The sequence below is a fragment of the Roseivivax isoporae LMG 25204 genome, from assembly GCF_000521865.1.
GTDB lineage: Bacteria > Pseudomonadota > Alphaproteobacteria > Rhodobacterales > Rhodobacteraceae > Roseivivax > Roseivivax isoporae.
This window is the reverse complement of sequence record NZ_JAME01000001.1, coordinates 176,087-199,343: the sequence shown is the minus strand read 5'-3', so window position 1 is coordinate 199,343 and position 23,257 is coordinate 176,087. Positions and strand designations below refer to the sequence as shown.

Sequence of the window (23,257 nt, the reverse complement as noted above, 5' to 3'; positions counted from 1 at the left end):
TCTATGGCCGCGCAGGATGTGGGGTGCAAGAGCTGATTGTCAATCTGGCCTGTCGCGGCGTCGTTGCGCCGGTCATACGGCGAGCGCGAGAAGGCCGCCCGAATGCCGCCGGATGCGGCCGTCGAGCTCGAGCTCGGTCAGCGCGGGCATCACGGTGTCGGGCGGCGTGGCGAGGTCGCGGATCAGCTGGTCCTCGGCCACGGGCGCCGCGCCGAGCCGCGACAGGATGCGCGCGTGCAGCGCCGTCGCGTCGGCGCGCGGCGGTCCGGGCTCCGGCGGCGCCAGCGGCAGCACCGACTGGCGCTGCGGCCCCTCCACGGCGGGCAGGTCCAGCACCTCGATCACGTCTTCGGGACCGCGGACGAGCCGCGCGCCGTCGCGGATCAGCAGGTTGCAGCCCCCTGCCCGCGTGTCGAAGGGATGGCCCGGCACCGCCAGCACCTCGCGCCCCTGGTCGAGTGCGGCGCGCGCGGTGATGAGCGAGCCCGACTTCGCCGCCGCCTCGACCACGACCACGGCCCGCGCGAGACCGGAGATCAGGCGGTTGCGTGCCGGGAAGTGCCGCGCCTGCGGCTGGAGACCCATGGGTTGCTCGCTGATCCTCAGTCCCGAGGCCGCGGGGATGTCCTCGGCGAGCTTCGCGTTCTCGGCCGGGTAGAGCACGTCCACGCCGCCCCCCATGACCGCGAGCGTGCCGGTCCCGAGGCTCGCCGCATGCGCCGCGGCGTCGATGCCGCGGGCAAGCCCGGAGACGATCACGAGACCGCGCGCGCCCAGGCCCTCGGCCAGGCGGCGCGCCATCCGCGTGCCGAGGGACGACGCGTTGCGCGCCCCCACGAGCGCCACCGCCGGCCGGTTCAGGAGCGCGGTGTCGCCCACCGCCCAGAAGAAGGGCGGCGGGTCGGCGATCTCGGCCAGTAGGGCGGGATAATCGGCCATGCCGCGGCAGATCATGCGGGCGCGGGCGTGGCGTGCGGCCTGCATCTCGGCCTGCGCGGCGCGTTCGGAAAAGGCCTCGTAGCCGTCGAGCCCGGCAGCGCGGGCGATGTCCGGCAGCGCCTCCAGCGCCTGCCGCGCGGTGCCGTGTTCGGCCATAAGGCGGTAGAAGGTGCTGGCGCCGACGCGCCGCGAGCGCAAGAGACGGATCCAGGCGAGCCGGTCGTCTTCCGTGGTGGGTGGGAGTAGGGGGTGAGTGGAAGAAGTGAGTTGCTCGACCATCCAGCCCGGCTCCGTCCCTTGCAGGAACCGTTCTAGGATCGTGCGGTTAACGAGCCGTAAATGACCCTGCGCGAGCACGGCTGCCGCGCCGCCGCGCGGGCCCCGTGCACGGGTGCTCCGGCGCGGATCGCGACACCAAGTGTCTGAGGCAATTTACATTCGCGGGACAAATACTGTCAGAAAAATCTGACAGAGATCGGCGCACCCCAGCGCCTGCGCCGGGCGCGGATCCGGCGCGCGGACACCCTGCCCGCCCGAATCAGCCGCCCGAGCCGCCCACCGTCAGCCCGCCGATCAGCAGCGTGGGCAGGCCGACGCCCACCGGCACCCACTGGCCCTGCTTGCCGCAATTGCCCATCCCGGGATCGAGCGCCATGTCGTTGCCGATCCCGCGGATCTGCATGAGCGCCGTCGCGCCGTCGCCGATGAGCGTCGCGCCCTTGACCGGCGCGCCGACCTTGCCGTCCCGCACGCGGTAGGCCTCGGTGCAGGAGAAGACGAACTTGCCGTTGGTGATGTCCACCTGCCCGCCGCCGAAGCCTACGGCATAGATGCCGTCCTTAAGCTCGGCCACCAGCTCGCCCGGCGTGGCGTCGCCGCCCAGCATGTAGGTGTTGGTCATCCGCGGCATCGGGAGGTGCGCGTAGCTCTCGCGCCGCCCGTTGCCCGTAGGCGCGGCGCCCATCAGGCGCGCGTTCTGGCGGTCCTGCATGTAGCCGGTGAGGATCCCGTCCTCGATCAGCACGTTGCGCCCAGACGGCGTCCCCTCGTCGTCCACCGTCAGCGAGCCCCGCCGGTCGGGGATCGTGCCGTCGTCGAGCACGGTGACGCCGGGGGCCGCCACACGCCGGCCCATGAGCCCCGCGAAGGCCGAGGTGCCCTTGCGGTTGAAGTCGCCCTCGAGCCCGTGGCCGACCGCCTCGTGCAGCAGGATGCCGGGCCAGCCGGGCCCGAGCACGATGTCGAAAACACCCGCCGGCGCGGGCTCCGCGCGCAGGTTCACGAGCGCGATGCGCAGCGCCTCGCGCGCCTTGGCCTGCCAGTCCGCCGGATCGAGCAGACCGTCGAGCGCGATGCGCCCGCCGCCGCCGGCACTGCCGCTCTCGCGGCGGCCGTCCTGCTCGACGATGACGCTGACGTTCACGCGGGTCATCGGCCGGATGTCGGTGACGAGCGAATCGTCCTCGCGCAGAATCGCCACCTCCTGGCAGGACGCGGCGATGGAGGCGGTCACCTGCACCACCCGCGGGTCGAGCCCGCGGACGAAGGCGTCGATCTCGGACAGGGTCTCGACCTTCACCGGAAAGTCGGTGCCCGCGATGGGATCGGCATCGGTGTAGAGCCTGCGGTTGGTGCGCGCCGGCGCGTCCGCCATGGTGCCCCCGCCATCGCCCACGGCGAGGCGCGCGGTCTCTCCGGCGCGTTTCAGCGCGGCTTCCGAGATGTCGGTCCCGTGGGCATAGCCCGCCACCTCGCCGCGCACGGCACGCAGCCCGAAACCTTCGGAATTGTCGTAGCTTGCGGTCTTGATGCGACCATCGTCGAACAGCAGCCCCTCGGAGCGGCGCCGCTCGAGGAAAAGCTCGCCGTCATCGGCGCCCGCGAGGGCCGCGCGCAGCTCCGCCAGGGCGCAGCCGCGGTCCAGGTGGGTCTCGAACGGGCGGAAGGGGGCATCTGTCATGCGGCACTCCGGTCGGGCTGCGGATGTGGGACCGTGGCCGCAAGCGTCCGTTTGCCGCAAGCCAGGTTCTTTATCTGGCCGAGAGAATATGGTTTTAAGCGGCAACAACAAGGACGGGACGCCGCGATCGCGCGCGACCGTCCGCTTGGCCGACAGTGAACCGATCGGGGTTGAGACATGCGAAACAGAACGATGCTGACGGGGCTCGCCACCGCCTTTGCCGCCCCTGCCGCCGCGCAGGACGCGGGCAACGGGCTCGAGGTGGTGGGCGCGCCGACCCACGGCGGCATGGGCTTCCAGTACGGCGCGACCGAGCTGGCCCGCGACATCCACTGGCTCGACGGCATGGTCACGATCATCATCACGGCGATCACCATCCTCGTGACGGCGCTGCTCGTGTTCTGCATCGTGCGCTACAACCGCAAGGCCAACCCGACCCCCGGCAGCTTCACCCACAACTCGCCGCTCGAGATCGCGTGGACCGTCGGCCCGATCCTCGTCCTCGTCTTCATCGGCGCCTTCTCGCTGCCCGTGCTGTTCAAGCAGCAGGAGATCCCCGAGGGCGACATCTACATCAAGGCGACCGGCTACCAGTGGTATTGGAACCACGAGTACCTCGACGACGGCTTCGCCTTCGACAGCTACATGATCGGTTCGCCCGCGACCGGCGGCGACAACCGCCTGACCGACGAGGTCGTCGCCCAGCTGCAGGAAGCCGGCTACGAGGAGGAGCACTTCCGCCTCGCCACCGACACCGCCGTCGTGGTGCCCGTCGGCAAGACGATCGTGATGCAGATCACCGGCGGCGACGTCATCCACTCGTGGACCATCCCGGCCTTCGGCGTGAAGCAGGACGCGGTTCCGGGCCGTCTCGCCGAGCTGTGGTTCACCCCCGAGCGCGAGGGCGTCTACTTCGGCCAGTGCTCGGAACTCTGCGGCATCGCGCACGCCTACATGCCGATCACCGTCAAGGTGGTCAGCGAGGAGGAATACGAGACCTGGAAGGCCGAGATGATCGAGGAATACGCCGAGGCCCCCTCGGCCCCGGAGGCGATCCAGGTCGCGTCGGCCGACTGATCCGATCCGCGGCGCGCCGGCCCGCCCGGCGCCCGCCCCACATTCCGACGCCATGCGCGGCCCCCGGCCTTCGGCCCTGCGGGGGCCGCGCGTTCCACCGACAGGGCCGGCGAGAGACGGAACCGGACGCCCCATGAGCGATGCCAGCCTTCAGAGCGCGCAATACGAGACCGAGGCCGAGTTCCGCGACTACTTCGCGCTGCTGAAACCACGGGTCATGACGCTGGTGGTCTTCACCGCGCTGGTGGGGCTTCTGGCCGCGCCGGCGGACATGCACCCCTTCGTCGCCTTCTGCGCCATCCTCTTCATCGCCATCGGCGGCGGCGCCTCGGGCGCCCTGAACATGTGGTGGGACGCCGACATCGACGCGCGCATGCGCCGCACCGCGCGCCGGCCGATCCCCGCGGGGCGGGTCACGGGCGAGCAGGCGCTGGGCCTCGGCGTGGCGCTGTCGGGCTTCTCGGTCGTGTTCCTCGGGCTCGCGACCAACTGGATCGCGGCCGGGCTCCTGGCCTTCACGATCTTCTTCTACGTTGTCGTCTACACCATGTGGCTCAAGCGCTGGACGCCCCAGAACATCGTCATCGGCGGCGCCGCGGGCGCCTTTCCCCCGATGATCGGCTGGGCCGCGGCCACCGGTGGCATCTCCATCGAATCGCTCCTGATGTTCGCGCTGACCTTCCTGTGGACGCCGCCGCATTTCTGGGCGCTCGCGCTCTTCATGCGCTCGGACTACGACGACGCAAACGTGCCCATGCTGACGGTGACGCACGGGCGTCCCGCGACGCGCGCGCACATCCTCGCCTACACCGTCATCCTCGCGCTGCTCGCGGTCGCCATGGGCTTCACCTCGGCGGGCGGACCGCTCTACCTCGCCGTGGCGCTGGCACTGAACGCGATGTTCCTGCGCGGTGCCTGGGCGATCTGGAAGCGCGACGAGGCCGACGCGGAGGCCGACGGCTACGCGGCCGAGAAGGGCTTCTTCAAGCTGTCGCTCCTCTATCTCTTCCTGCATTTCGGCGCGCTTCTGGCCGAGGCGGCGCTCGATCGCGCGGGCTTCGTCTGGGGAGCGATCTGATGAGCTTCCGCACCGAACACGAGCTTCACCGGCGGCGGCGGGGCCGCAATGTCGGCCTCGCGCTGACCCTTGCCGCCTTCATCGCGGTGATCTTCGGCCTGACCATGGTCAAGGTCACGCGCGGCGACTTCGCGCTGCCCCAGAACACGGCCGGCGCGCCTGCCACGGAGGACGTGAACTGATGGCGATGGATCCGAAAACCCGCACCGTCGCGCAGCTTGGCGGCGTCGTCGTCTTCATGGGCGCGATGGCCTGGGCGTCGGTCCCGCTCTACAACTGGTTCTGCGCGGTCACGGGCTACGGCGGCACCACCGGCGTGGCGGAACAGGGCAGCGCGGACGTCCTCGACCGCACCATCACCGTGCGCTTCGACGCCAACAAGGAAGCGGGCATGCCCTGGGAGTTCCGGCCGGTCGAGCGCGAGATGACGCTGCGCATCGGCGAGGACGGGCTTGCCTATTTCGAGGCCTACAACCCCACCGACCGCCCGGTGGCGGGCCAGGCGGGCTACAACGTGGCGCCGTTCTCGGCGGGCAGCTATTTCAACAAGGTGCAGTGCTTCTGCTTCACCGAGCAGGTTCTGCAGCCGGGCGAGCGGGTCGAGATGCCGGTCTACTTCTACGTCGACCCGGCCATCGTGGACGACCGCGACGCCAAGTTCACCAAGACCATCACGCTCAGCTACACCTTCTACGAGATCGACCTGCCCGAGGACGCGGCACGGGCGGATCTCGCCACCGACAATCCGACAGAAACTTCCGTCAACTGACGCCTTCCAGCGGGGGACCAGACCAATGGCGCACGCGAAAAACCACGACTACCACATCCTGAGCCCGTCGCTCTGGCCGCTGATCGCGGCCGTGTCGAGCTTCGTTATGCTGTTCGGCGGCGTTCTCTACATGCACGACAACGGGCCGTGGATGTTCCTGATCGGCCTCGTCGGCGTGCTCTACACGATGTTCGGCTGGTGGTCCGAGGTCGTGGCCGAAAGCAGCGTGGGCGACCACACGCCCGTCGTGCAGATCGGCCTGCGCTACGGCTTCATCCTGTTCATCATGTCCGAGGTGATGTTCTTCTTCGCGTGGTTCTGGTCGTTCTTCAAGCACGCCATGTACCCGATGGGCCCCGAGAGCCCGGCGGTGGACGGCGTCTGGCCGCCCGCGGGCATCGAGACCTTCGACCCCTGGCACCTGCCGCTGATCAACACGCTGATCCTGCTCTGCTCGGGCGCCGCGGCGACCTGGGCGCACCACGCGCTGGTGCACGAGGACAACCGCAAGGACATGAAGTGGGGCCTGACCATCGCGATCGTGCTCGGCCTGATCTTCACCGCGTTCCAGGCCTACGAGTACAGCCACGCGCAGTTCGGCTTCTCGGGCAACATCTACGGCGCAAACTTCTTCATGGCGACGGGCTTTCACGGCGCGCACGTGATCATCGGCACGATCTTCCTGTTCGTCTGCCTGCTGCGGCTGATGCGCGGCCACTTCACGCAGGACAAGCACGTGGGCTTCGAGGCGGCCGCCTGGTACTGGCACTTCGTCGACGTGGTGTGGCTGTTCCTCTTCGCCGCCGTCTACGTCTGGGGCGGCTGACCGGCCCCCACACGCGCGACCGGCATCCGACGCCCGCCCCACCGGCGGGCGTCAGTCGTTCGCGGCGGCGCGCCCGGAACGGGAGGAGGATGCGAGGGCGCTGCCCTCGCGCTCCCGGGATATTTCCACCAAGAAGAAGCCGGAAACCGTGCGCGCGCCGGGGCATCGGGCCGCACCGTTTCCGGTTGAACCTTCCCCCGGCTCGGCGCTAAAGCAAGGCGCCCTGACACGGCACAGGACGGAGCCCTCTTGAAACGCCTCGCCGCCCCCCTTCTGATCGGCCTCGTCGGCGCCGCGATCCTCGTCGCGCTCGGCATCTGGCAGGTCCAGCGGCTCGAGTGGAAGCGCGGCATCCTGACCGAGATCGAGACCACGATCACGGCCGACCCGGTGCCCCTGCCCGCCCCCGGTGCCGCCGATCCCGAGGCCGACCGCTACCTGCCGGTGGCGGCCCGGGGCACGATCGCGCCGGGCGAGCTGCACGTGCTCGTCAGCCGCAAGCAGCAGGGCGCGGGCTACCGCATCATCGCGCCGTTCGAGACCGAGGACGGGCGGCGCGTGCTTCTCGACCGCGGCTTCGTGCCGACCGAGGCCAAGGCGGCGCCCCGCCGCATCGGCGCGACGCGCATCACCGGCAACCTGCACTGGCCCGAGGAACGCGGCGGCTTCACTCCCGAGAACGACCTCTCGGACAACATCTGGTTCGCCCGCGACGTCGCCGCCATGGCGGAGGCGCTCGGGACCGAGCCGCTGCTCGTCGTGGTCAGGACGGAGACGCCGCAGGCGCCCGGCCTCGTGCCGCTGCCGGTCTCGGCGGTGGGCATTCCGAACGACCACCTGCAATACGCGATCACCTGGTTCTCGCTCGCGCTCATCTGGCTCGGGATGGCGGCGATCTGGATCCGGCGCGGACATTTCGCCAAGGAAACAAGGGCATGAAATACGTCTCGACGCGGGGCCGCGCCCCGGCTCTCTCGTTCGAGGAGGCGATGCTGTCGGGCCTGGCGCGCGACGGCGGGCTCTACGTTCCCGAGAGCGTACCGCAGATGTCGGCGGGCGACATCCGCGCGCTGCACGGGCTGAGCTACGAGGAGACCGCGTTCCGCGTGATGCGCCCCTTCCTCGGCGACACCTTCGACGACGCGACGCTGGGCGACCTGATCGCCCGGGCCTACGCGCCCTTCGGCCATGGCGCGCGCGCGCCGCTCGTGCAGCTCGCGCCCGGGCATTTCCTGCTCGAGCTGTTCCACGGGCCGACGCTCGCCTTCAAGGACTTCGCGATGCAGCTCATCGGGCAGTTCTTCGAGGAGGCGCTGACGCGGCGCGGCACGCGGGTGACGATCGTCGGCGCCACGTCGGGCGACACCGGGTCGGCGGCGATCGAGGCCTTCCGCGGGCTCGACGCGGTGGACGTCTTCATCCTCTACCCGCACGGGAGGGTGTCCGAGGTCCAGCGCCGCCAGATGACGACGCCCGACGAGACCAACGTGCACGCGGTGGCCATCGACGGGCATTTCGACGACGCGCAGGCGCGGCTCAAGGACATGTTCAACGATTTCGGCTTCCGCGACGAGGTCCGGCTGGCCGGCGTGAACTCGATCAACTGGGCGCGCGTCCTGGCGCAGGTGGTCTACTTCTTCAGCGCGGCGGTGTCGCTCGGGGCGCCCGACCGGGCGGTCAGCTTCACCGTGCCCACCGGCAATTTCGGCGACATCTTCGCAGGCTACATCGCCCGCCGCATGGGCCTGCCGATCGCGCGGCTGGTGATCGCCACGAACCAGAACGACATCCTGCACCGCGCGATGACCGGGGGCGACTACCGCACCGGCACCGTCGCCCCGTCGATCTCGCCCTCCATGGACATCCAGGTCAGCTCGAACTTCGAGCGCGCGCTCTTCGACGCCTATGGCCGCGACGGCGGCGCGGTGGCGCAGCTCATGGACGAGCTGAAAACCGGCGGCGGCTTCGCCATCAGCCAGGGCGCGCTCCAGGCGCTGCGGGAGCATTTCGCGAGCGGACGCGTGTCGGAGGAGGAGACCTCGGCCATGATCGCGCGCGCCCATGCGCAGATGGGCGAGCTGCTCTGCCCGCACAGCGCCGTGGGCGTGAAGGTGGCCGAGGAGCAGCGCGACCCGGCCGTGCCCATGGTCACGCTCGCCACCGCCCATCCGGCGAAGTTCCCCGACGCGGTCGAGGCCGCGACGGGGCTCCGCCCCGCCCTGCCCGAGCGCATGGCCGACCTTTTCGCCCGGCCCGAGCGCATCACGCGCGCCGAGAACGACCTTTCCGCCCTCGAGACCCTCATCAGGGAGCGTATCCGCAAGTGACTGTCCAGACTGCCACCCTTTCCAACGGCTTCCGCATCGTGACCGAGCGCATGCCGGGACTGAAATCCGCGGCGCTCGGCATCTGGGTGACCGCCGGCGGGCGGCACGAACGGCCCGAGCAGAACGGCGTGGCACATTTCCTCGAGCACATGGCCTTCAAGGGCACCGCGACGCGGTCCGCGCTCCGCATCGCCGAGGAGATCGAGGATGTGGGCGGCTACATCAACGCCTATACCTCGCGCGAGGTGACGGCCTATTACGCCCGCGTGCTCGAGGCCGATACCGGCCTCGCGCTCGACGTGATCGCCGACATCCTGCGGAACCCCGTCTTCGACCCGAAGGAGATCGAGACCGAGCGCCACGTGATCCTGCAGGAGATCGGACAGACGCTCGACACGCCGGACGACATCATCTTCGACTGGCTGCAGGAGACCTGCTATCCCGACCAGCCCATCGGCCGCACCATCCTCGGCGAGGCGGCGCGCGTGACGGGCTTTTCCCGCGACGACCTCGCCGCGTTCGTGCGCGAGCATTACGGGCCCGACCAGATGATCCTGTCGGCCGCGGGCGCGGTCGACCACGACCGCATCGTGGCGCAGGCGGAGGCGCTCTTCGGCGACCTCGCGCCGCGCGACGCCGACCGGGCCCTGCCCGCGCGGTTCCACGGCGGCGAGGTGCGGCGGCAGAAGACGCTCGAGCAGGCGCATCTCGCGCTGGCCTTCGAGGCGCCGGGTTACCGCGACCCGGCGTTCTACGCCGCGCAGATCTACTCGACCGCGCTCGGCGGCGGCATGTCCTCGCGGCTGTTCCAGGAGATCCGCGAGAACCGCGGGCTCTGCTACACGATCTTCGCGCAATCGGGCGCCTACGCGGATACCGGCGCGACGACGATCTATGCCGGCACCTCGGGCGAGGAGGTGGGCGATCTCGCGCATCTCGTGATCGACGAGATGAAGCGCGCGGCCGCGGACCTGAGCCCCGCCGAGGTCGCCCGCGCGCGCGCGCAGATGAAGGCCGGGCTGCTCATGGGGCTCGAGAGCCCCTCCGCGCGCGCCGAGCGCTCGGCGCGGATGCTGCAGATCTGGGGCAGCGTGCCGACGATCGAGGCCACGGTGGAGAGGATCGACGCGGTGACCGACGCCGACGTGCGCAGCTTTGCCGAGCACACGGCAGCCGAGGCCCGCGCGGCGCTCGCGCTCTACGGCCCGGTGTCGCGCGCGCCCTCGCTCGACACGCTCGCGGCACGCCGGATCGCCTGATGCTCGGCCTGCGCCGGCGTTTCCGCATCGAGACGGAGCGACTGTCGCTGCGCGCGCCGACGCATGCCGACTTCACCGCGTGGACGTCGCTGCGGGCTCGGAGCGAGGCGTTCCTGAAGCCGTGGGAGCCCACCTGGTCGCACGACCACCTGTCGCGCCGCGCCTTCACCAACCGCGTCTACTGGGCCAACCGGTCGATCGCGGCGGGCAGCGCCGTGCCGCTGTTCCTGTTCCGGCGCACAGACGAGGCGCTGCTGGGCGCGATCACGCTCGACAACGTGCGCCGCGGGCCCGCGCAGGCCGGCACGCTCGGCTACTGGGTGGGACTGCCGCATGCCCGGCAGGGCTACATGCACGAGGCGATCGAGGCGCTGGTGCATCACGCCTTCGAGCGCATGGACCTGAGCCGGATCGAGGCGGCGTGCCTGCCCGAGAACGTGGCGTCCCGCGGGCTGCTCGAGCGCTCGGGATTCAAGTACGAGGGCGTGGCGCAGAGCTACCTGCAGATCAACGGCCGCTGGCGGACGCATGTCCTCTACGCGGCGCTGCGGATCGACCGGCGCGGGCGCACCCAGGTGGGCTAGGTCCGCAGCCCGAGGCCCGAGGTCCGAGGCGAGGGCGCTGCCCTCGCGCTCCCGGGATATTTTTCCCAAGAAGAAGGCAGGACGGGAGACCCCGGCACTCTTTGCCGCGCGACACGGCATTGTGATGCGGTGCGGCGGGCGGGCGGTTGCTAGCCTCGGCGGGAACCGGAGGTGTCCCCATGTTCCGAGCCGCGATCGCCCTTGTCCTCGCCGCCGCCCTGGCGCTGCCCGCCGCCGCGCAGGAGCGCCGGCCGAGCCATTGCATCGCGGTGGCGGACGCGCGCCCGGGCATGGAGCACGTGGTGGCGGCGAGCTGGCAGGCGCCGCTGCCGGCCCACACGGTGCGCATCCGCTACATCAACCACGCGTCCTTCCTGCTGCGCACGGAGGGAGGCATGAACATCGTCACCGACTTCACCGGCTTCATCGGCAACACGGCGATGATCCCCGACCTCGTGACCATGAACCACGCCCATTCCACCCACTGGACCGCCCATCCCGATCCGGCGATCCCGCATGTCCTGCCGGGATGGGGGGAAACGTTCGGGGCGGGGATCGACCACCATCTCGACCTGGGCGAGGTGCTGGTGCGGAACGTGTCGACCGACATCCGCTCGGCCTATGGCGGGGTCGAGGAGCGCGGCAACTCGATCTTCGTCTTCGAGATGGCGGGGCTCTGCATCGGGCACCTGGGGCACCTGCACCAGGAGCCGAGCGACGCGCAATACGCGGCGCTCGGGCGGCTCGACGTGGTCATGGTGCCGGTCGACGGCGGCTACACCATGTCGCGCGAGGCCATGATCCGCGTGGTCGAGCGGCTGCGCGCGTCGGTGGTGATCCCCATGCACTGGTTCTCGCCCTATGCGCTCGAGGATTTCCTCGACGGCGTGTCCGAGGTCTGGGCGGTCGAGCGGCCCGGCACCTCGTCCCTCGAGGTCTCGCTCGCCACCCTGCCCGCGCGGCGAACGGTCATGGTGCTCGACCCCGAATGGCTGACCGACGGCTGAGCGGCCGCGCGGCCGCGGAAACGCCTTGGGTCGCCGGTCGAGCCGGGCTAGGTCTGCAGCCCAGACGATGACCGGGACCCGCCAGACCATGACGCTCGCCTCCGCCGACCAGACCTTTCTCGACACCCTCGCCGCCGCGCTGCCCGACGACACGCTCCGCCCGCCCGAGCCGCGCTTTCTCGAGGAGCCGCGCGGCCGCTGGCAGGGGGCGGTCGCGGGCGTGGCGCTGCCGCGCGGCGCTGAAGAGGTGGCGACGATCGTCCGCCACGCCGCGCGGGCTGGCGTGGGCCTTGTGCCCTATGGCGGCGGCACGGGGCTCGTCGGCGGACAGATCATGCCCGGGGGTGCGGCGGCGCCGCTGCTCGTCTCGCTCGAGCGCATGACCGCGATCCGCGGCACCTGGGCCGAGGAGAACGTGCTGGTGGCCGAGGCCGGTGCCATCCTGGCCGACGTCCAGGACGCGGCGCGCGCGGCCGGGCGGCTCTTTCCGCTCTCGCTCGCCTCGGAAGGCTCGGCGCGGATCGGGGGGCTCCTGTCGACGAACGCGGGCGGGGTGAACGTGCTGCGCTACGGCAATGCGCGCGAGCTCTGCCTCGGGCTCGAGGCGGTGCTGCCCTCGGGCGAGATCTGGCACGGGCTCCGGCGGCTGCGGAAGGACAATACCGGCTACGACCTGCGCAGCCTCCTGATCGGGGCCGAGGGCACGCTCGGCTTCATCACCGCGGCGAGCCTGCGGCTCTTTCCGCAGCCGGCCGCCACCGGCACCGCGCTCCTCGTGGTGCGGGATCCGCGCGCGGCGCTGTCGCTGCTCGCGCTGGCGCGCGACCAGCTGGGCGAGGGCGTGAGCGCGTTCGAGATCATGGGGCGCACCGGCTACGACTTCCTCGCCGAGGTGCTGCCGGAGGTGCGCCAGCCCTTCGCGACGCCGCCCGACTGGTCGGTGCTGATCGAGGTGGGCCTGGCCCGCGGGCTCGACCCGGCCGCGGCGCTCGAGACGCTCTTCGCCGAGGCCTCCGAGGCCGGGCTCGTCACGGACGGGCTCGTCGCGCAGTCCGAGGCGCAGGCGCGGGATTTCTGGGAGATCCGCGAACGCATCCCCGAGGCCAACCGCAAGATTGGCGCGGTGTCCTCGCACGACATCTCGGTGCCGCTCTCCGCCATCCCGGACTTCATCCCCGAGGGGATCGCGCGGCTCGCGCGGCTCGGCGCGTTCCGGGTGAACTGCTTCGGCCACGTGGGCGACGGGAACCTGCACTACAACGTCTTTCCCGCGCCGGGCGCGACACGCGCGGACCACGAGCATCGCCGCGACGCCATCAAGCGCACGGTCCACGACCTCGTGCACGAGATGGGCGGATCGGTCAGCGCCGAGCACGGCATCGGGCGGCTCAAGGTCGACGACCTCGAACGCTACCAGGATCCGGCCAAGCTCGGCGCGATGCGGGCGATCAAGGCGGCGCTCGACCCGATGGGCATCATGAACCCGGGCGCCGTCCTGCGCGCATCCTAGTTCATGCCGTGGAAGACGCAGCCGTCCGAGAGGAACATGGGCGGCGTGCGGCAGAGCCCCTTGGCCACCTCGAAGGCCGCGAGGACCTTGGGCACGTAGTCGCGCGTCTCGGCGTAGGGCGGCACGCCCGCGTTCGGCGCGATGGAGTTCTCGCCCGCGTTGTAGCCCGCGATCACGAAGAGCGGGTCGCCGTCGAACTTCTTCATCAGGAAGTCGAGGAAGGCGACGCCGCCGGCGATGCTCTGCGCCGGGTCGAAGCTGTCGCTGACGCCGAACCGCCTGGCGGTGCCGGGCATGAGCTGCATGAGGCCCTGCGCGCCGGCGCTGCTGACCGCATCGGCGCGGCCCCCCGATTCGACCGCCATGACCGCAAGCGCCAATGCGGGCGAGACGTCGGTGCCGACGCTCTCGCGCAGGATGTGGGCGCCGTGGGCGCGTGCCATGTCCTGCAGAGCCTGGAGCCGCGGGGCGGCGACGGTGCCGCCCGCCGGACCCTGCCGGAGACCGGCGAGCGCGGGCTCGAGCCGCCCCGGCCCCGCGCCGTCAAAACCGGGCGCGATCACGTCCCAGTACCAGGCGTAGCGGCCCGTGGCGGCCCCCGCGGGCTGCTTGGGCGCCACGGTCGCGGCGGTGCGCTCGACCGGCGCGGGCTTCTCGGGCGGCGGCAGGACGGCGGGATTGTCGCGGGGGGCGATCGTCACGGTGATGCGCTTGGCCGTGCCGGAGCCGGGCGGCTTGACGAAGCGGGCGGAGGAATTGGCGATGACGCGCGCGACCTCGGCCGCGACGGGAGGCGCGGGAACACCCGTGACCAGCGCCGCGGCAAGCGCGGCACCGAGGACCGGTCGGAAGATCATGGGCCTGCTCTGCCTCTGTCTCTTTGTCCGGGGAGCATGCCACAGGGACACTCCTGCACAAAGACCGGCGTCCGAACCTGCTGCCGAGGGCGACATGTCGGCCACATGGGCGCGGGTCCCGTGGCCTGCCCGCGGCGCGCGGTGCGGCGATTGCGTCCGTGGATCAACGGCTTGGGGGGACTTCGCGAAATTAACGTTAACTGCAAAATCGGCGCGATCCGGCCAAACTCCTGCCCGAATCCCCCGGCTAATTGGCGTCATACCGCAGCGGGCGGGGAAGTGAGAGAGCCCAGCGAAGGTCCGGCGCGGTTGGTTGGTAACATCGGTATCCACGGAGACTAAACATGCTCAAGTTCATCAAGACCTTCCGCAAGGACGAAGACGGCGCCGTCACGGTCGACTGGGTCGTTCTCACCGCAGCCGTCGTCGGCCTCGCCATCGCCGCATACGGCGGCATCTCGGGCCAGGCGCTCGACCTGATTGGCACCGCCGCCACCGCCGTGGACGGCCAGGAGACCGCAACGATCGAAGCTGCCGACGATTGATCGCCGCAGACACGAACAGCCTCGGGAAGGCCGACACCGGCCTTCCCGCAGCCTGAAGCTCCGGCACTTTGTGATTTTCCGTTCCCGGTCGCGATGACGCATCGCCCTCCGGGGCCAAGGCAGCCTGACGGCCGCAAGTCGTCCGTCGCACGTGTGCAGGCCAGTGCAGATGTTTGAACGTATCACGACCTTCATGAAGGATCAGGATGGCGCGGTCACGGTGGACTGGGTTGTCCTGACCGCGGCGATCGTCGGCCTGGCGATATCGGCCTACACGATCCTCGGCGGCCAGACGATGGACCTCGTCGAGACCGCATCCACCAGCATCGACGCACGGCAGGACGCCACGCCCTCGGCAGCTGGCGACTGAACAGGACGCGACGGGGCGCGCAAATCCCGACGACGTGTAACGCGACGAGGCCGGCCCGCACAGACGCGGTCCGGCATGCAGATGTTTATGGAGGGCCAGAACCATGAGACTGGTATTCGGACTGGTGCTGATCGTCGGCCTCGGGCTGGGGGGCATCGCTGTCTACATGGCCAACACCTATATCGGCGCCTACGAGACCGCGCTGCAGGAAGAGCGGGCCAAGACCGCCGACGCGGTTCCGGTCAAGGAAATCTACGTGGCGACCCGCGCCATCGCCTACGGCGAGACCATCGCGGCCGAGGACGTGCGGCTGACGGCCTGGCCCCTGGACGTGCTTCCCGAGGGATATTTCGATGCGGAGCGCCCGTTTGCCGCCGAGGGCGAGGCACGCCGCGTGGCGCTGCGCCAGATCGAGAAGAACGAGGCGCTCATGACGCTGAAGGTCAGCGAACCCGGCGGCGATGCCGGGCTGACCTCGCGCCTGTCGCGCGGGCAGCGCGCCTTCGCGCTGCGGGTCGACGTCGCGACGGGCGTGTCGGGCTTCCTGCGGCCGGGCGACCGCGTCGACGTCTACTGGACGGGCAGCGTGCGCAGTTCCGATCCGGGCATGCCGCAGGGCGACGTGACGCGGCTCATCCAGACGGGGATCGAGCTCATCGCCATCGACCAGATGGCGAACTACGACAGCACCGACACCACGATCGCGCGCACCGTGACCGTGGCCGCGACGCCCCAGCAGATCGCGGCGCTGGCGCAGGCGCAGTCCACCGGCCGGCTGTCGCTGTCGCTCATGTCGGCGACGGACGACACCATCGCGGAGGTCGTGGAAGTCGACCAGCGTGCGCTGCTCGGCATCGTCGAACGCCAGGAGGCCCCCAAGCCGCAACAACCCGAGGTCTGCACGATCCGCACCCGGCGCGGCTCCGAGGTGCACGACCTGCCGATCCCCTGCACGAACTGACGGCACCGCGCCGCCACGGCGGATGACGGACAGCCCGGCCCGGCGCCGGGCTGTCTGTTGCCGGTTATCCACATAAGTTCCGGCCCGGACTGCGTTGATTGTTGCAAAAAATACCGAAGTCGCACAGGCTGCGACCAATGCAGGCGGAAGATCTGCACCAGAGGCGTGATCGGAAAGGCAGGTCACATGTACATCGACAGGTTTCTGCGGGCCGCCGTCGCGGGGATGGCGCTCGCAATGGCGTTTCCGCATGCCCCCGCCCAGGCCGAGACGCTGCGCGTCGTGCAGGGCTCCGTGGGACGCGCGCTGACCGTGCCGATGAACCGCGCGGTGGTGGTCGAGAGCGACGTCCCCTTCGCCGAGCTGTCCATCGCCAACGCCGCCATCGCCGACATCTCCTCGCTGTCCGACCGGACCATCTACGTCCTGGGCAAGGCGCCCGGCACCACCACCCTGACGATTCTCGACGAAAGCGGCCGGCTCATCTCGAACGTGGACGTGCGCGTCGCGGCGGACGTGACCGAGTTCAAGGAGCGCCTGCAGCAGATCCTGCCCGGCGAGAACATCGAGGTCCGCACCGCCAACGACGGCATCGTGCTGTCGGGCACCGTCTCCTCGGCGCAGAAGCTCGACCGCGCGCTGAGCCTCGCCCAGCGCTACGCGCCCGAGCGGGTGTCGAACCTGATGACCGTGGGCGGCGTCCAGCAGGTGATGCTCAAGGTCCGTTTCGCCGAGATGCAGCGCTCTGTGTCGAAGGCGCTGCGCTCGTCGCTGTCGGTGGCGGGCGACCTCCTTGGCGGCGATCTCGGCGTCGCGTCGGAGACCGGGACCTGGCTGAGCGGCGACAACGCGCTCGGCCAGCCGGTGACGCCCGCGGGCGAGACCGCAGGCGCCGCCATCCTCGGCTTCGACATGGGCGGCCTCGAGGTCGGCATCCTGCTCGAGGCATTCGAGCAGAAGGGCCTCGTGCGCATGCTGGCCGAGCCCAACCTCACCGCCCTCTCCGGCCAGGAGGCGCGGTTCCTCGCGGGTGGCGAGTATCCCGTGCCCGTGGCCCAGGACGAGGGCAACATCTCGGTCGAGTTCAAGCCGTTCGGGATCGAGCTGAACTTCGTCCCCCGGGTGGTCGACGGCGACCTGATCAACCTCGAGCTGCGCACCGCGGTCTCGTCGATCGATCCGACCTCGGGCGTCTCGCTCGGCAACATTCAGATCGACGGCTTCTCGCGCCGCGAGGCGCAGACCACGGTCGAGATGCGCGACGGCGAGAGCTTCGCCATCGCCGGACTCCTGCAGGACGACTTCCGCGACGTGAACGGCCAGGTGCCGTGGCTCGGCGACGTGCCGGTCCTGGGCGCGCTCTTCCGCAGCGCCGAATATGCCCGCGAGCAGTCCGAGCTGGTCATCATCGTGACCCCGCACCTCGTCACGCCCACGCGCGGCGAGGCGCTGGCCCTGCCGACCGACCGCGTCCGCCCGCCGACCGAGAAGGACCTCTTTCTCTACGGCCGCACCCAGGCCGGCACGCGCGTGCAGCGCGGCGCCGTGGGCGAGGTCGCCAAGCAGGACTTCAACGGCTCCTACGGCTACGTGATGGACTGAGGAACGGTCGCATGTCCCTTCGCATCTGCACCGCCTTGGCCGCCCTGACGGTCGTCACCGGCTGCCAGGAGGCGGGGCACGACCCCGTCTACACGCAGTTCCACCGCGAGGCGGGATCGCTCTTCGATGCGGACGACTTCGGCGTCGCGACGCAGACCAACGTCGCGGTGATGTCGGGGGAACGCCAGTACACCTACAGCCTCGCCCGCCGCTTTGCCGCCGAGGTCGAGAGCACCGTCACCTTCGCCTTCAACTCCGCCGCGCTCGATGCCACCGCGCAGCAGGTCCTGGCGCAACAGGCGCACTGGATCCGGCAGTTCCCCGAGGTGCGCTTCCGCGTCTACGGGCATACCGACCTCGTGGGTTCGGCAGCCTACAACCGCGCCCTCGGGTTGCGCCGCGCGCAGGCGGTCGTGCATTTCCTGTCGACGCAGGGCGTCAACCTCAACCGGCTCGAGGCGGTGGTATCCGAGGGCGAGACCCAGCCGCTCATCGTCACCGAGGGCCGCGAGCGGCGCAACCGGCGCACCGTGACCGAGGTCTCGGGTTTCGTGCAGTCGCACAGCCAGGTGCTCGACGGCCGCTATGCCGCCATCGTCTACCGCGACTACGTGCAGAGCGCCGCGCAGAAATCGACGCTCGATTCGAGCACGCTCACCGCCGAGTAGAGAGCGCCCGACGCCGCGCGTGATCGTGCGGCGAGACCGTACAATTACGGTTTTTTCGTCCAAATGTTGCCCCCTTTGGCTGCGACTTCTCGCTCCAAGTCCCGGCATGTCCGCACCCCGCGGCGCCGGCGCGACGGGGCCGGATCGCGGCCCGCCCGGCCCTTCTGGCCAATGCGGGCCGACCGACCCGACGCGACAGAAAGCGAGAGGATTCGAGGCACATGGCAACCAGCATGGCCCAGCCCGCGGAACAGGCGCCCCTGCGCGCCTGCACCGTCAGCCGCGACGTGCAGCTCTTCGATCTGCTGATCGAGGACATGGAGACGCTCCTAGGCGAGGCCTGGGGTGACCTCGGCTTTTCCGAGGCCGAGACCTTCCTGCAGCAACCCGAGGCGGAGACGCTGGAATTCGTGGCGATCGCCATCGACGACACCGACGAGCACGACCTCGAGCGGCTCGCGCGGCTGATTGCCGCCGCCCGGGCGCGCGGCATCAAGGTGGTGCTCATCGCCGAGGACGTGAGCCCCGCGGCGCTGCACCAGCTCCTGCGCAGCGGCGCGGACGAGTTCGTGCCCTATCCCCTGCCCGAGGGCGAGCTGGCCGCGGCGGTCGACCGGCTGCGCCGCCCGCTGCCGCAGGTCGTGGCCGAGGGCGCCCAGCCCCCGGCGCCGGTCGACCGGCGCAACCGGGTCAAGCTGACCTCGGGCGGCGACGGCGTGGTGATCGCCGTGCAGGGCATGGCCGGCGGGATCGGCGCCACCACCTTTGCCGTCAACCTCGCGTGGGAGCTCGCCACCGTCAGCAAGGACAAGCCGCCGCGCGTCTGCCTGCTCGATCTCGGGCTGCAGTTCGGATCGGTCTCGACCTATCTCGACCTGTCGCGGCGCGAGGCCGTGATGGAGCTCCTGTCGGACGTCGAATCGGTCGATGCCGAGGTCTTCGCGCAGGCGCTCGCCATCTTCGACGAGAAGCTGCACGTGCTGACCGCGCCGCCCGACCTGCTGCCGCTCGACATGGTGGGGCCGGACGACGTCCAGAAGCTGCTGAACATCGCGCGCGAGCATTACGATTTCGTCGTCGTCGACATGCCGCAGGCGGTGGTCCACTGGTCCGAGACGGTCCTGAACGCCGCGCAGGTGTTCTTTGCGCTGATCGAGCTCGACATGCGCTCGGCGCAGAACACGATCCGTCTCAAGCGCGCGCTGCAATCGGAGGACCTGCCGTTCGACAAGCTGCGCTTCGTGCTGAACCGCGCGCCGCGCTTCACCGACCTGCAGGGCAAGAGCCGGGCCAAGCGCATGGCCGAAAGCCTCGGGATCACGCTCGACCTGCAGCTCCCCGACGGAGGGCGGCAGGTGTCGCAGTCCTGCGATCACGGCCTGCCGCTTGCCAGCCAGGCCGCCAAGAACCCGCTGCGCCGCGAGATCGCGAAGCTGGCGCAGTCGCTCTACCGCGTCGGTCTCTCGGACGCCGACGCGGCGTAACAGGAAAAAGTGACCCATGTTTTCACGGTACAAGAAGCAGAAGGCCGACCCGGTTCCGGTCGCAGCACCCGCCGCGCGACCGGCGGCAGAGCCCGCCCCGGTGCTGGAACGCGCCGCCGGCGCCGCGTCCCGCAAGCCGCAGGTCAAGACGATCCCGGCAAAGGCCGCGCCGCAGGACAAGGAGAAGAAGCGCCGCGAGCGGCTGCAGGAGATCAAGCTCGAACTGCACCGCGCGCTGCTCGACAACCTGAACCTCGCCGCGCTCGACCAGGCGACGGAGGCCGACCTGCGCGCCGAGATCTCGGCCATCGCGCAGGAGACGCTGCAGGAAAAGGCGATCGTCCTCAACCGTGACGAACGCCAGACGCTCAACCAGGAGCTCTACGACGAGGTGAAGGGCCTCGGCCCCCTCGAACCGTTGCTCAAGGACGACACGGTGTCGGACATCCTGGTGAACGGGCCGCACCAGATCTTCATCGAACAGAACGGCAAGCTCCGCCTGTCGGACGTCCAGTTCAAGGACGAACGCCACCTGATGCGGATCATCGACAAGATCGTGTCCGCCGTGGGCCGCCGCGTCGACGAATCGAACCCCTACGTGGACGCGCGGCTGGCGGACGGGTCGCGCTTCAACGCCATGGTGCCGCCGATCGCGGTGGACGGCAGCCTCGTGTCGATCCGGAAGTTCAAGAAGGACAAGCTCGGGATCGACGACCTCGTGCGCTTCGGCGCCTTCACCGAGGAGATGGCGGTCTACCTGCAGGCGGCCGTCGCCTGCCGGCTGAACGTGATCGTTTCGGGCGGTACCGGTTCGGGCAAGACCACCACGCTCAACGCGCTCTCCTCCTTCATCGACGACAGCGAGCGCATCCTGACCATCGAGGACACCGCGGAACTGCAGCTCCAGCAGACGCATGTGGGGCGCATGGAAAGCCGCCCGCCGAACGTCGAGGGCAAGGGCGCGGTGACGCCGCGCGACTGCCTCAAGAACGCGCTGCGGATGCGCCCCGACCGCATCATCGTGGGCGAGACCCGCGGCGAGGAGGTCATCGACATGCTGCAGGCCATGAACACCGGCCATGACGGGTCGATGACCACGATCCACGCGAACTCCGCCCGCGACGGCATCAGCCGTCTCGAGAACATGATCGCCATGGCCGGGATCGAGATGCCGCTCAAGGCCATGCGCAGCCAGATCTCGAGCGCGGTCAACCTCATCGTGCAGGCCAGCCGCCTGCAGGACGGCTCGCGGCGCATGACCTCGATCACCGAGATCACCGGCATGGAGGGCGAGGTCATCTCGATGCAGGAGATCTTCCGCTTCCAGCGCGTGGGGCTGACGCCGGACAACAAGATCATCGGCCATTTCACCGCGACGGGCGTGCGCAGCCACTACGCCGAACGCTTCAAGATGTGGGGCTACGACCTGCCGCCGTCGATCTACGAACCCTTCCGCGGAGACTGAGCTGCCATGAGCGCCGAAATCATCATCTACGGCCTGATCTTCGTGGGCGTGCTCGTGCTGGTGGAGGGCGTCTACCTCGTCGCCTTCGGCAAGTCGATCAGCCTCAATTCCAAGGTGAACCGCCGCCTGCAGATGCTCGACAAGGGCTCGCGGCGGGACGAGGTGCTCGCCAAGCTGCGCAAGGAGATGGACCAGCATCTCGACAGCAGGTCGGTGCCTCTCTACTCGCTGCTCGCAGACCGCGCGCAGAAGGCGGCGCTCGCCTTCACCCCGCGCCAGCTGATCATGCTGATGGTCGCCGTGTCGGTCGCGGCCTTCGTGGCCCTCAGCGTGGGCACCGAGGCGTCTCTGCCGGTGCGGCTGCTGCTCGGGGTCGGCTTCGGCGTCGGCGGCGTCTTCGCCTGGATCAACTTCAAGGCCAAGAAGCGGCTGGCGATGATCGAGGAACAGCTGCCGGACGCGGTCGAGCTGATGGTGCGCAGCCTCCGGGTCGGGCACCCGTTCTCGTCCGCGATCTCGATCGTGTCGAAGGAGATCAAGGACCCGCTCGCCACCGAGTTCGGCGTCATCGCGGACGAAAGCGCCTATGGCCGCGACATCGGCGAGGCGCTGCGGCACATGGCCGAGCGGCTCGACATGCAGGACCTGCGCTTTCTCGCCGTCGCCGTGACGATCCAGCAGCAATCGGGCGGCAACCTGGCCGAGATCCTCGAGGGCCTCGCCAAGGTGATCCGCGCGCGCTTCCGCCTCTTCCGCAAGGTCAAGGCGATCACCGCCGAGGCGCAATGGTCGGGCAAGTTCCTGTCGGGCTTCCCGGTGGGTGCGCTCATCGTGATCCAGGTCACCGACCCGCACTACTACGACGAGGTGATCGACCACCCGCTGTTCATCCCGGCCTGCTTCGTCGTCGCCATCCTCCTGACGCTGAACCTCTTCGTCATGAAGATACTCACGAACATCAAGGTCTGAGGTTCCGGCATGGAAATCCTGTCCCAACTGAACGTCCTGCTGGTCGACCTGCTGGGCCCGGCCGGTCCGCTCATCGCCGTCGCGGGGCTGGGTCTGCTGCTGATGCTCGCGGCGATCCCGCTGATGATCGGATCGAAACCCGATCCGCTCGACCGGCTCGCGCACGACGCGCGCGCCCGCGTCGAGAAGGAGACGCGCGCGGTCCTGCGCGAGAAGAACAAGAACGAGAAGCTCAACCGCTACGCCCAGTTCCTCGAGCCGCAGGACGCCAAGGAGCTGTCGGACGTGCGGCTGAAGCTGCTGCAGGCGGGCTACCGCAGCAAGGAGGCGGTGCAGGTCTACTACTTCCTGCAGTTCGCGCTTGCGATCGGGCTCCTCGGTGCCGGCCTCGTCTACTACATGCTGTTCATCTCGGGCGATGCCGCCACCATGCAGCAGACGATCATGTACGTGCTCGGTCCCGGCGTCGTGGGCTACATGGCGCCGAAATACTGGGTCACGCGCCGTGTCGAGGAGCGCACGCAGGAGATCCAGGACGGCTTTCCCGACGCGCTCGACATGATGCTCGTCTGCGTCGAAGCCGGGCAGTCCATGGACCAGTCGATCGTCCGCCTCGCGCGCGAGCTGCGCCCGTCCTACCCGAACCTCGCCGACGAGTTCCAGCTCGTGAGCTACGAGATGAAGGCCGGCAAGGACCGCTCGTCGGTGCTGAACGACATGTCCGAGCGTTGCGGCGTGCAGGACGTGTCGTCCTTCGTTAGCGTGCTGAACCAGTCCGCGACCTTCGGCACCTCGGTGGCGGACGCGCTCCGGGTCTACGCGTCCGAGATGCGTGACAAGCGCGTGATGCGCGCCGAGGAGAAGGCAAACAAGTTGCCGACCAAGATGACTTTGACCACAATGATGCTCACGGTGCCGCCGCTCCTGATCATCCTTGTCGGCCCCTCGGTGGTGGGCATCATGTCGCTGGGGCAATAGCAGACGAAAGACGACCCCACCC

23 protein-coding genes are annotated in these 23,257 nt (G+C 69.6%); 20 read left to right on the top strand and 3 right to left on the bottom strand.

The genetic code is table 11. The features are described 5' to 3' along the window. Positions 1 to 72 precede the first annotated feature (72 nt). Both dprA and tldD read right to left on the bottom strand, forming a co-directional pair. Complete coding sequence (gene dprA, locus RISW2_RS00935; RefSeq protein ID WP_084615199.1) at positions 73 to 1,218, bottom strand: DNA-processing protein DprA; 1,146 nt, start codon at positions 1,216 to 1,218, stop codon at positions 73 to 75. 259 nt (positions 1,219 to 1,477) lie between these two features. Continuing rightward, the gene (gene tldD, locus RISW2_RS00930; RefSeq protein ID WP_043765340.1) at positions 1,478 to 2,899 is read right to left on the bottom strand and encodes a metalloprotease TldD; all 1,422 of its coding nucleotides are present in this window, start codon (positions 2,897 to 2,899) and stop codon (positions 1,478 to 1,480) included. A gap of 177 nt (positions 2,900 to 3,076) precedes the next feature. Between tldD and coxB the strand changes: the two genes are divergently transcribed. From coxB to RISW2_RS00875, 11 genes are all read left to right on the top strand, one after another. After that, a complete protein-coding gene (gene coxB, locus RISW2_RS00925; RefSeq protein ID WP_043765338.1) occupies positions 3,077 to 3,976 on the top strand; it encodes a cytochrome c oxidase subunit II in 900 nt (299 codons plus the stop codon). Positions 3,977 to 4,109: 133 nt separating this feature from the next. After that, positions 4,110 to 5,054 (top strand): heme o synthase, encoded by a 945-nt coding sequence (gene cyoE / locus RISW2_RS00920; RefSeq protein WP_043765336.1) that lies wholly within the window; start codon positions 4,110 to 4,112, stop codon positions 5,052 to 5,054. Further along, complete coding sequence (locus tag RISW2_RS00915) at positions 5,054 to 5,236, top strand: hypothetical protein (protein ID WP_043765334.1); 183 nt, start codon at positions 5,054 to 5,056, stop codon at positions 5,234 to 5,236. Before cyoE ends, RISW2_RS00915 begins: the two co-directional genes overlap by 1 nt. Beyond that, a complete protein-coding gene (locus RISW2_RS00910; protein ID WP_043765332.1) occupies positions 5,236 to 5,823 on the top strand; it encodes a cytochrome c oxidase assembly protein in 588 nt (195 codons plus the stop codon). Before RISW2_RS00915 ends, RISW2_RS00910 begins: the two co-directional genes overlap by 1 nt. Positions 5,824 to 5,848: 25 nt before the next feature. Continuing rightward, the gene (locus tag RISW2_RS00905) at positions 5,849 to 6,649 is read left to right on the top strand and encodes a cytochrome c oxidase subunit 3 (protein WP_043765330.1); all 801 of its coding nucleotides are present in this window, start codon (positions 5,849 to 5,851) and stop codon (positions 6,647 to 6,649) included. Positions 6,650 to 6,898: 249 nt separating this feature from the next. Beyond that, on the top strand, positions 6,899 to 7,588 hold the full coding sequence (locus tag RISW2_RS00900; protein ID WP_043765328.1) for an SURF1 family protein: 690 nt from the start codon (positions 6,899 to 6,901) through the stop codon (positions 7,586 to 7,588). Continuing rightward, entirely contained in the window at positions 7,585 to 8,976 is a 1,392-nt protein-coding gene (thrC, locus tag RISW2_RS00895; protein ID WP_043765326.1) for a threonine synthase, read from the top strand. The genes RISW2_RS00900 and thrC overlap by 4 nt, the downstream gene beginning before the upstream one ends. Further along, positions 8,973 to 10,235, top strand: a complete 1,263-nt coding sequence (locus RISW2_RS00890; protein WP_043765324.1) for a M16 family metallopeptidase — start codon at positions 8,973 to 8,975, stop codon at positions 10,233 to 10,235. The genes thrC and RISW2_RS00890 overlap by 4 nt, the downstream gene beginning before the upstream one ends. Next, complete coding sequence (locus RISW2_RS00885; RefSeq protein ID WP_043765322.1) at positions 10,235 to 10,819, top strand: GNAT family N-acetyltransferase; 585 nt, start codon at positions 10,235 to 10,237, stop codon at positions 10,817 to 10,819. Before RISW2_RS00890 ends, RISW2_RS00885 begins: the two co-directional genes overlap by 1 nt. 179 nt (positions 10,820 to 10,998) lie before the next feature. Further along, a complete protein-coding gene (locus RISW2_RS00880) occupies positions 10,999 to 11,826 on the top strand; it encodes an MBL fold metallo-hydrolase (protein ID WP_043765320.1) in 828 nt (275 codons plus the stop codon). Positions 11,827 to 11,914: 88 nt separating this feature from the next. Then, on the top strand, positions 11,915 to 13,336 hold the full coding sequence (locus tag RISW2_RS00875; protein ID WP_043765493.1) for an FAD-binding oxidoreductase: 1,422 nt from the start codon (positions 11,915 to 11,917) through the stop codon (positions 13,334 to 13,336). Here RISW2_RS00875 and RISW2_RS00870 read toward each other — a convergent pair. Next, a complete protein-coding gene (locus tag RISW2_RS00870) occupies positions 13,333 to 14,193 on the bottom strand; it encodes a lytic transglycosylase domain-containing protein (protein ID WP_051491707.1) in 861 nt (286 codons plus the stop codon). The genes RISW2_RS00875 and RISW2_RS00870 overlap by 4 nt on opposite strands. Positions 14,194 to 14,537: 344 nt before the next feature. On the opposite strand from RISW2_RS00870, the gene RISW2_RS00865 reads away from it, so the two are divergent. The 9 genes from RISW2_RS00865 (at position 14,538) to RISW2_RS00825 (ending at position 23,235) form a co-directional block, all read left to right on the top strand. Further along, positions 14,538 to 14,738 (top strand): Flp family type IVb pilin, encoded by a 201-nt coding sequence (locus RISW2_RS00865; protein WP_043765318.1) that lies wholly within the window; start codon positions 14,538 to 14,540, stop codon positions 14,736 to 14,738. 169 nt (positions 14,739 to 14,907) lie between these two features. Continuing rightward, the gene (locus RISW2_RS00860) at positions 14,908 to 15,108 is read left to right on the top strand and encodes a Flp family type IVb pilin (protein WP_043765316.1); all 201 of its coding nucleotides are present in this window, start codon (positions 14,908 to 14,910) and stop codon (positions 15,106 to 15,108) included. Between the two features lie 103 nt (positions 15,109 to 15,211). Beyond that, positions 15,212 to 16,069 carry a Flp pilus assembly protein CpaB gene (gene cpaB / locus RISW2_RS00855; RefSeq protein ID WP_043765314.1) on the top strand — a complete coding sequence of 286 codons (858 nt, stop codon included), beginning with the start codon at positions 15,212 to 15,214 and terminating at the stop codon, positions 16,067 to 16,069. A 186-nt stretch (positions 16,070 to 16,255) separates the two neighbouring features. After that, positions 16,256 to 17,671: a type II and III secretion system protein family protein gene (locus RISW2_RS00850; protein WP_043765311.1), complete on the top strand. Its 1,416-nt coding sequence runs from the start codon at positions 16,256 to 16,258 to the stop codon at positions 17,669 to 17,671. Between the two features lie 11 nt (positions 17,672 to 17,682). Then, positions 17,683 to 18,339 carry an OmpA family protein gene (locus tag RISW2_RS00845; RefSeq protein ID WP_051491705.1) on the top strand — a complete coding sequence of 219 codons (657 nt, stop codon included), beginning with the start codon at positions 17,683 to 17,685 and terminating at the stop codon, positions 18,337 to 18,339. A 221-nt stretch (positions 18,340 to 18,560) separates the two neighbouring features. Further along, a complete protein-coding gene (locus RISW2_RS00840; protein WP_051491703.1) occupies positions 18,561 to 19,823 on the top strand; it encodes a CpaE/TadZ family protein in 1,263 nt (420 codons plus the stop codon). A 16-nt stretch (positions 19,824 to 19,839) separates the two neighbouring features. Next, a complete protein-coding gene (locus RISW2_RS00835) occupies positions 19,840 to 21,288 on the top strand; it encodes a TadA family conjugal transfer-associated ATPase (RefSeq protein WP_043765310.1) in 1,449 nt (482 codons plus the stop codon). Between the two features lie 6 nt (positions 21,289 to 21,294). Then, positions 21,295 to 22,257, top strand: a complete 963-nt coding sequence (locus RISW2_RS00830; RefSeq protein ID WP_043765308.1) for a type II secretion system F family protein — start codon at positions 21,295 to 21,297, stop codon at positions 22,255 to 22,257. 9 nt (positions 22,258 to 22,266) lie between these two features. After that, complete coding sequence (locus RISW2_RS00825) at positions 22,267 to 23,235, top strand: type II secretion system F family protein (protein ID WP_043765306.1); 969 nt, start codon at positions 22,267 to 22,269, stop codon at positions 23,233 to 23,235. The last annotated feature ends 22 nt before the right edge of the window (positions 23,236 to 23,257 follow it).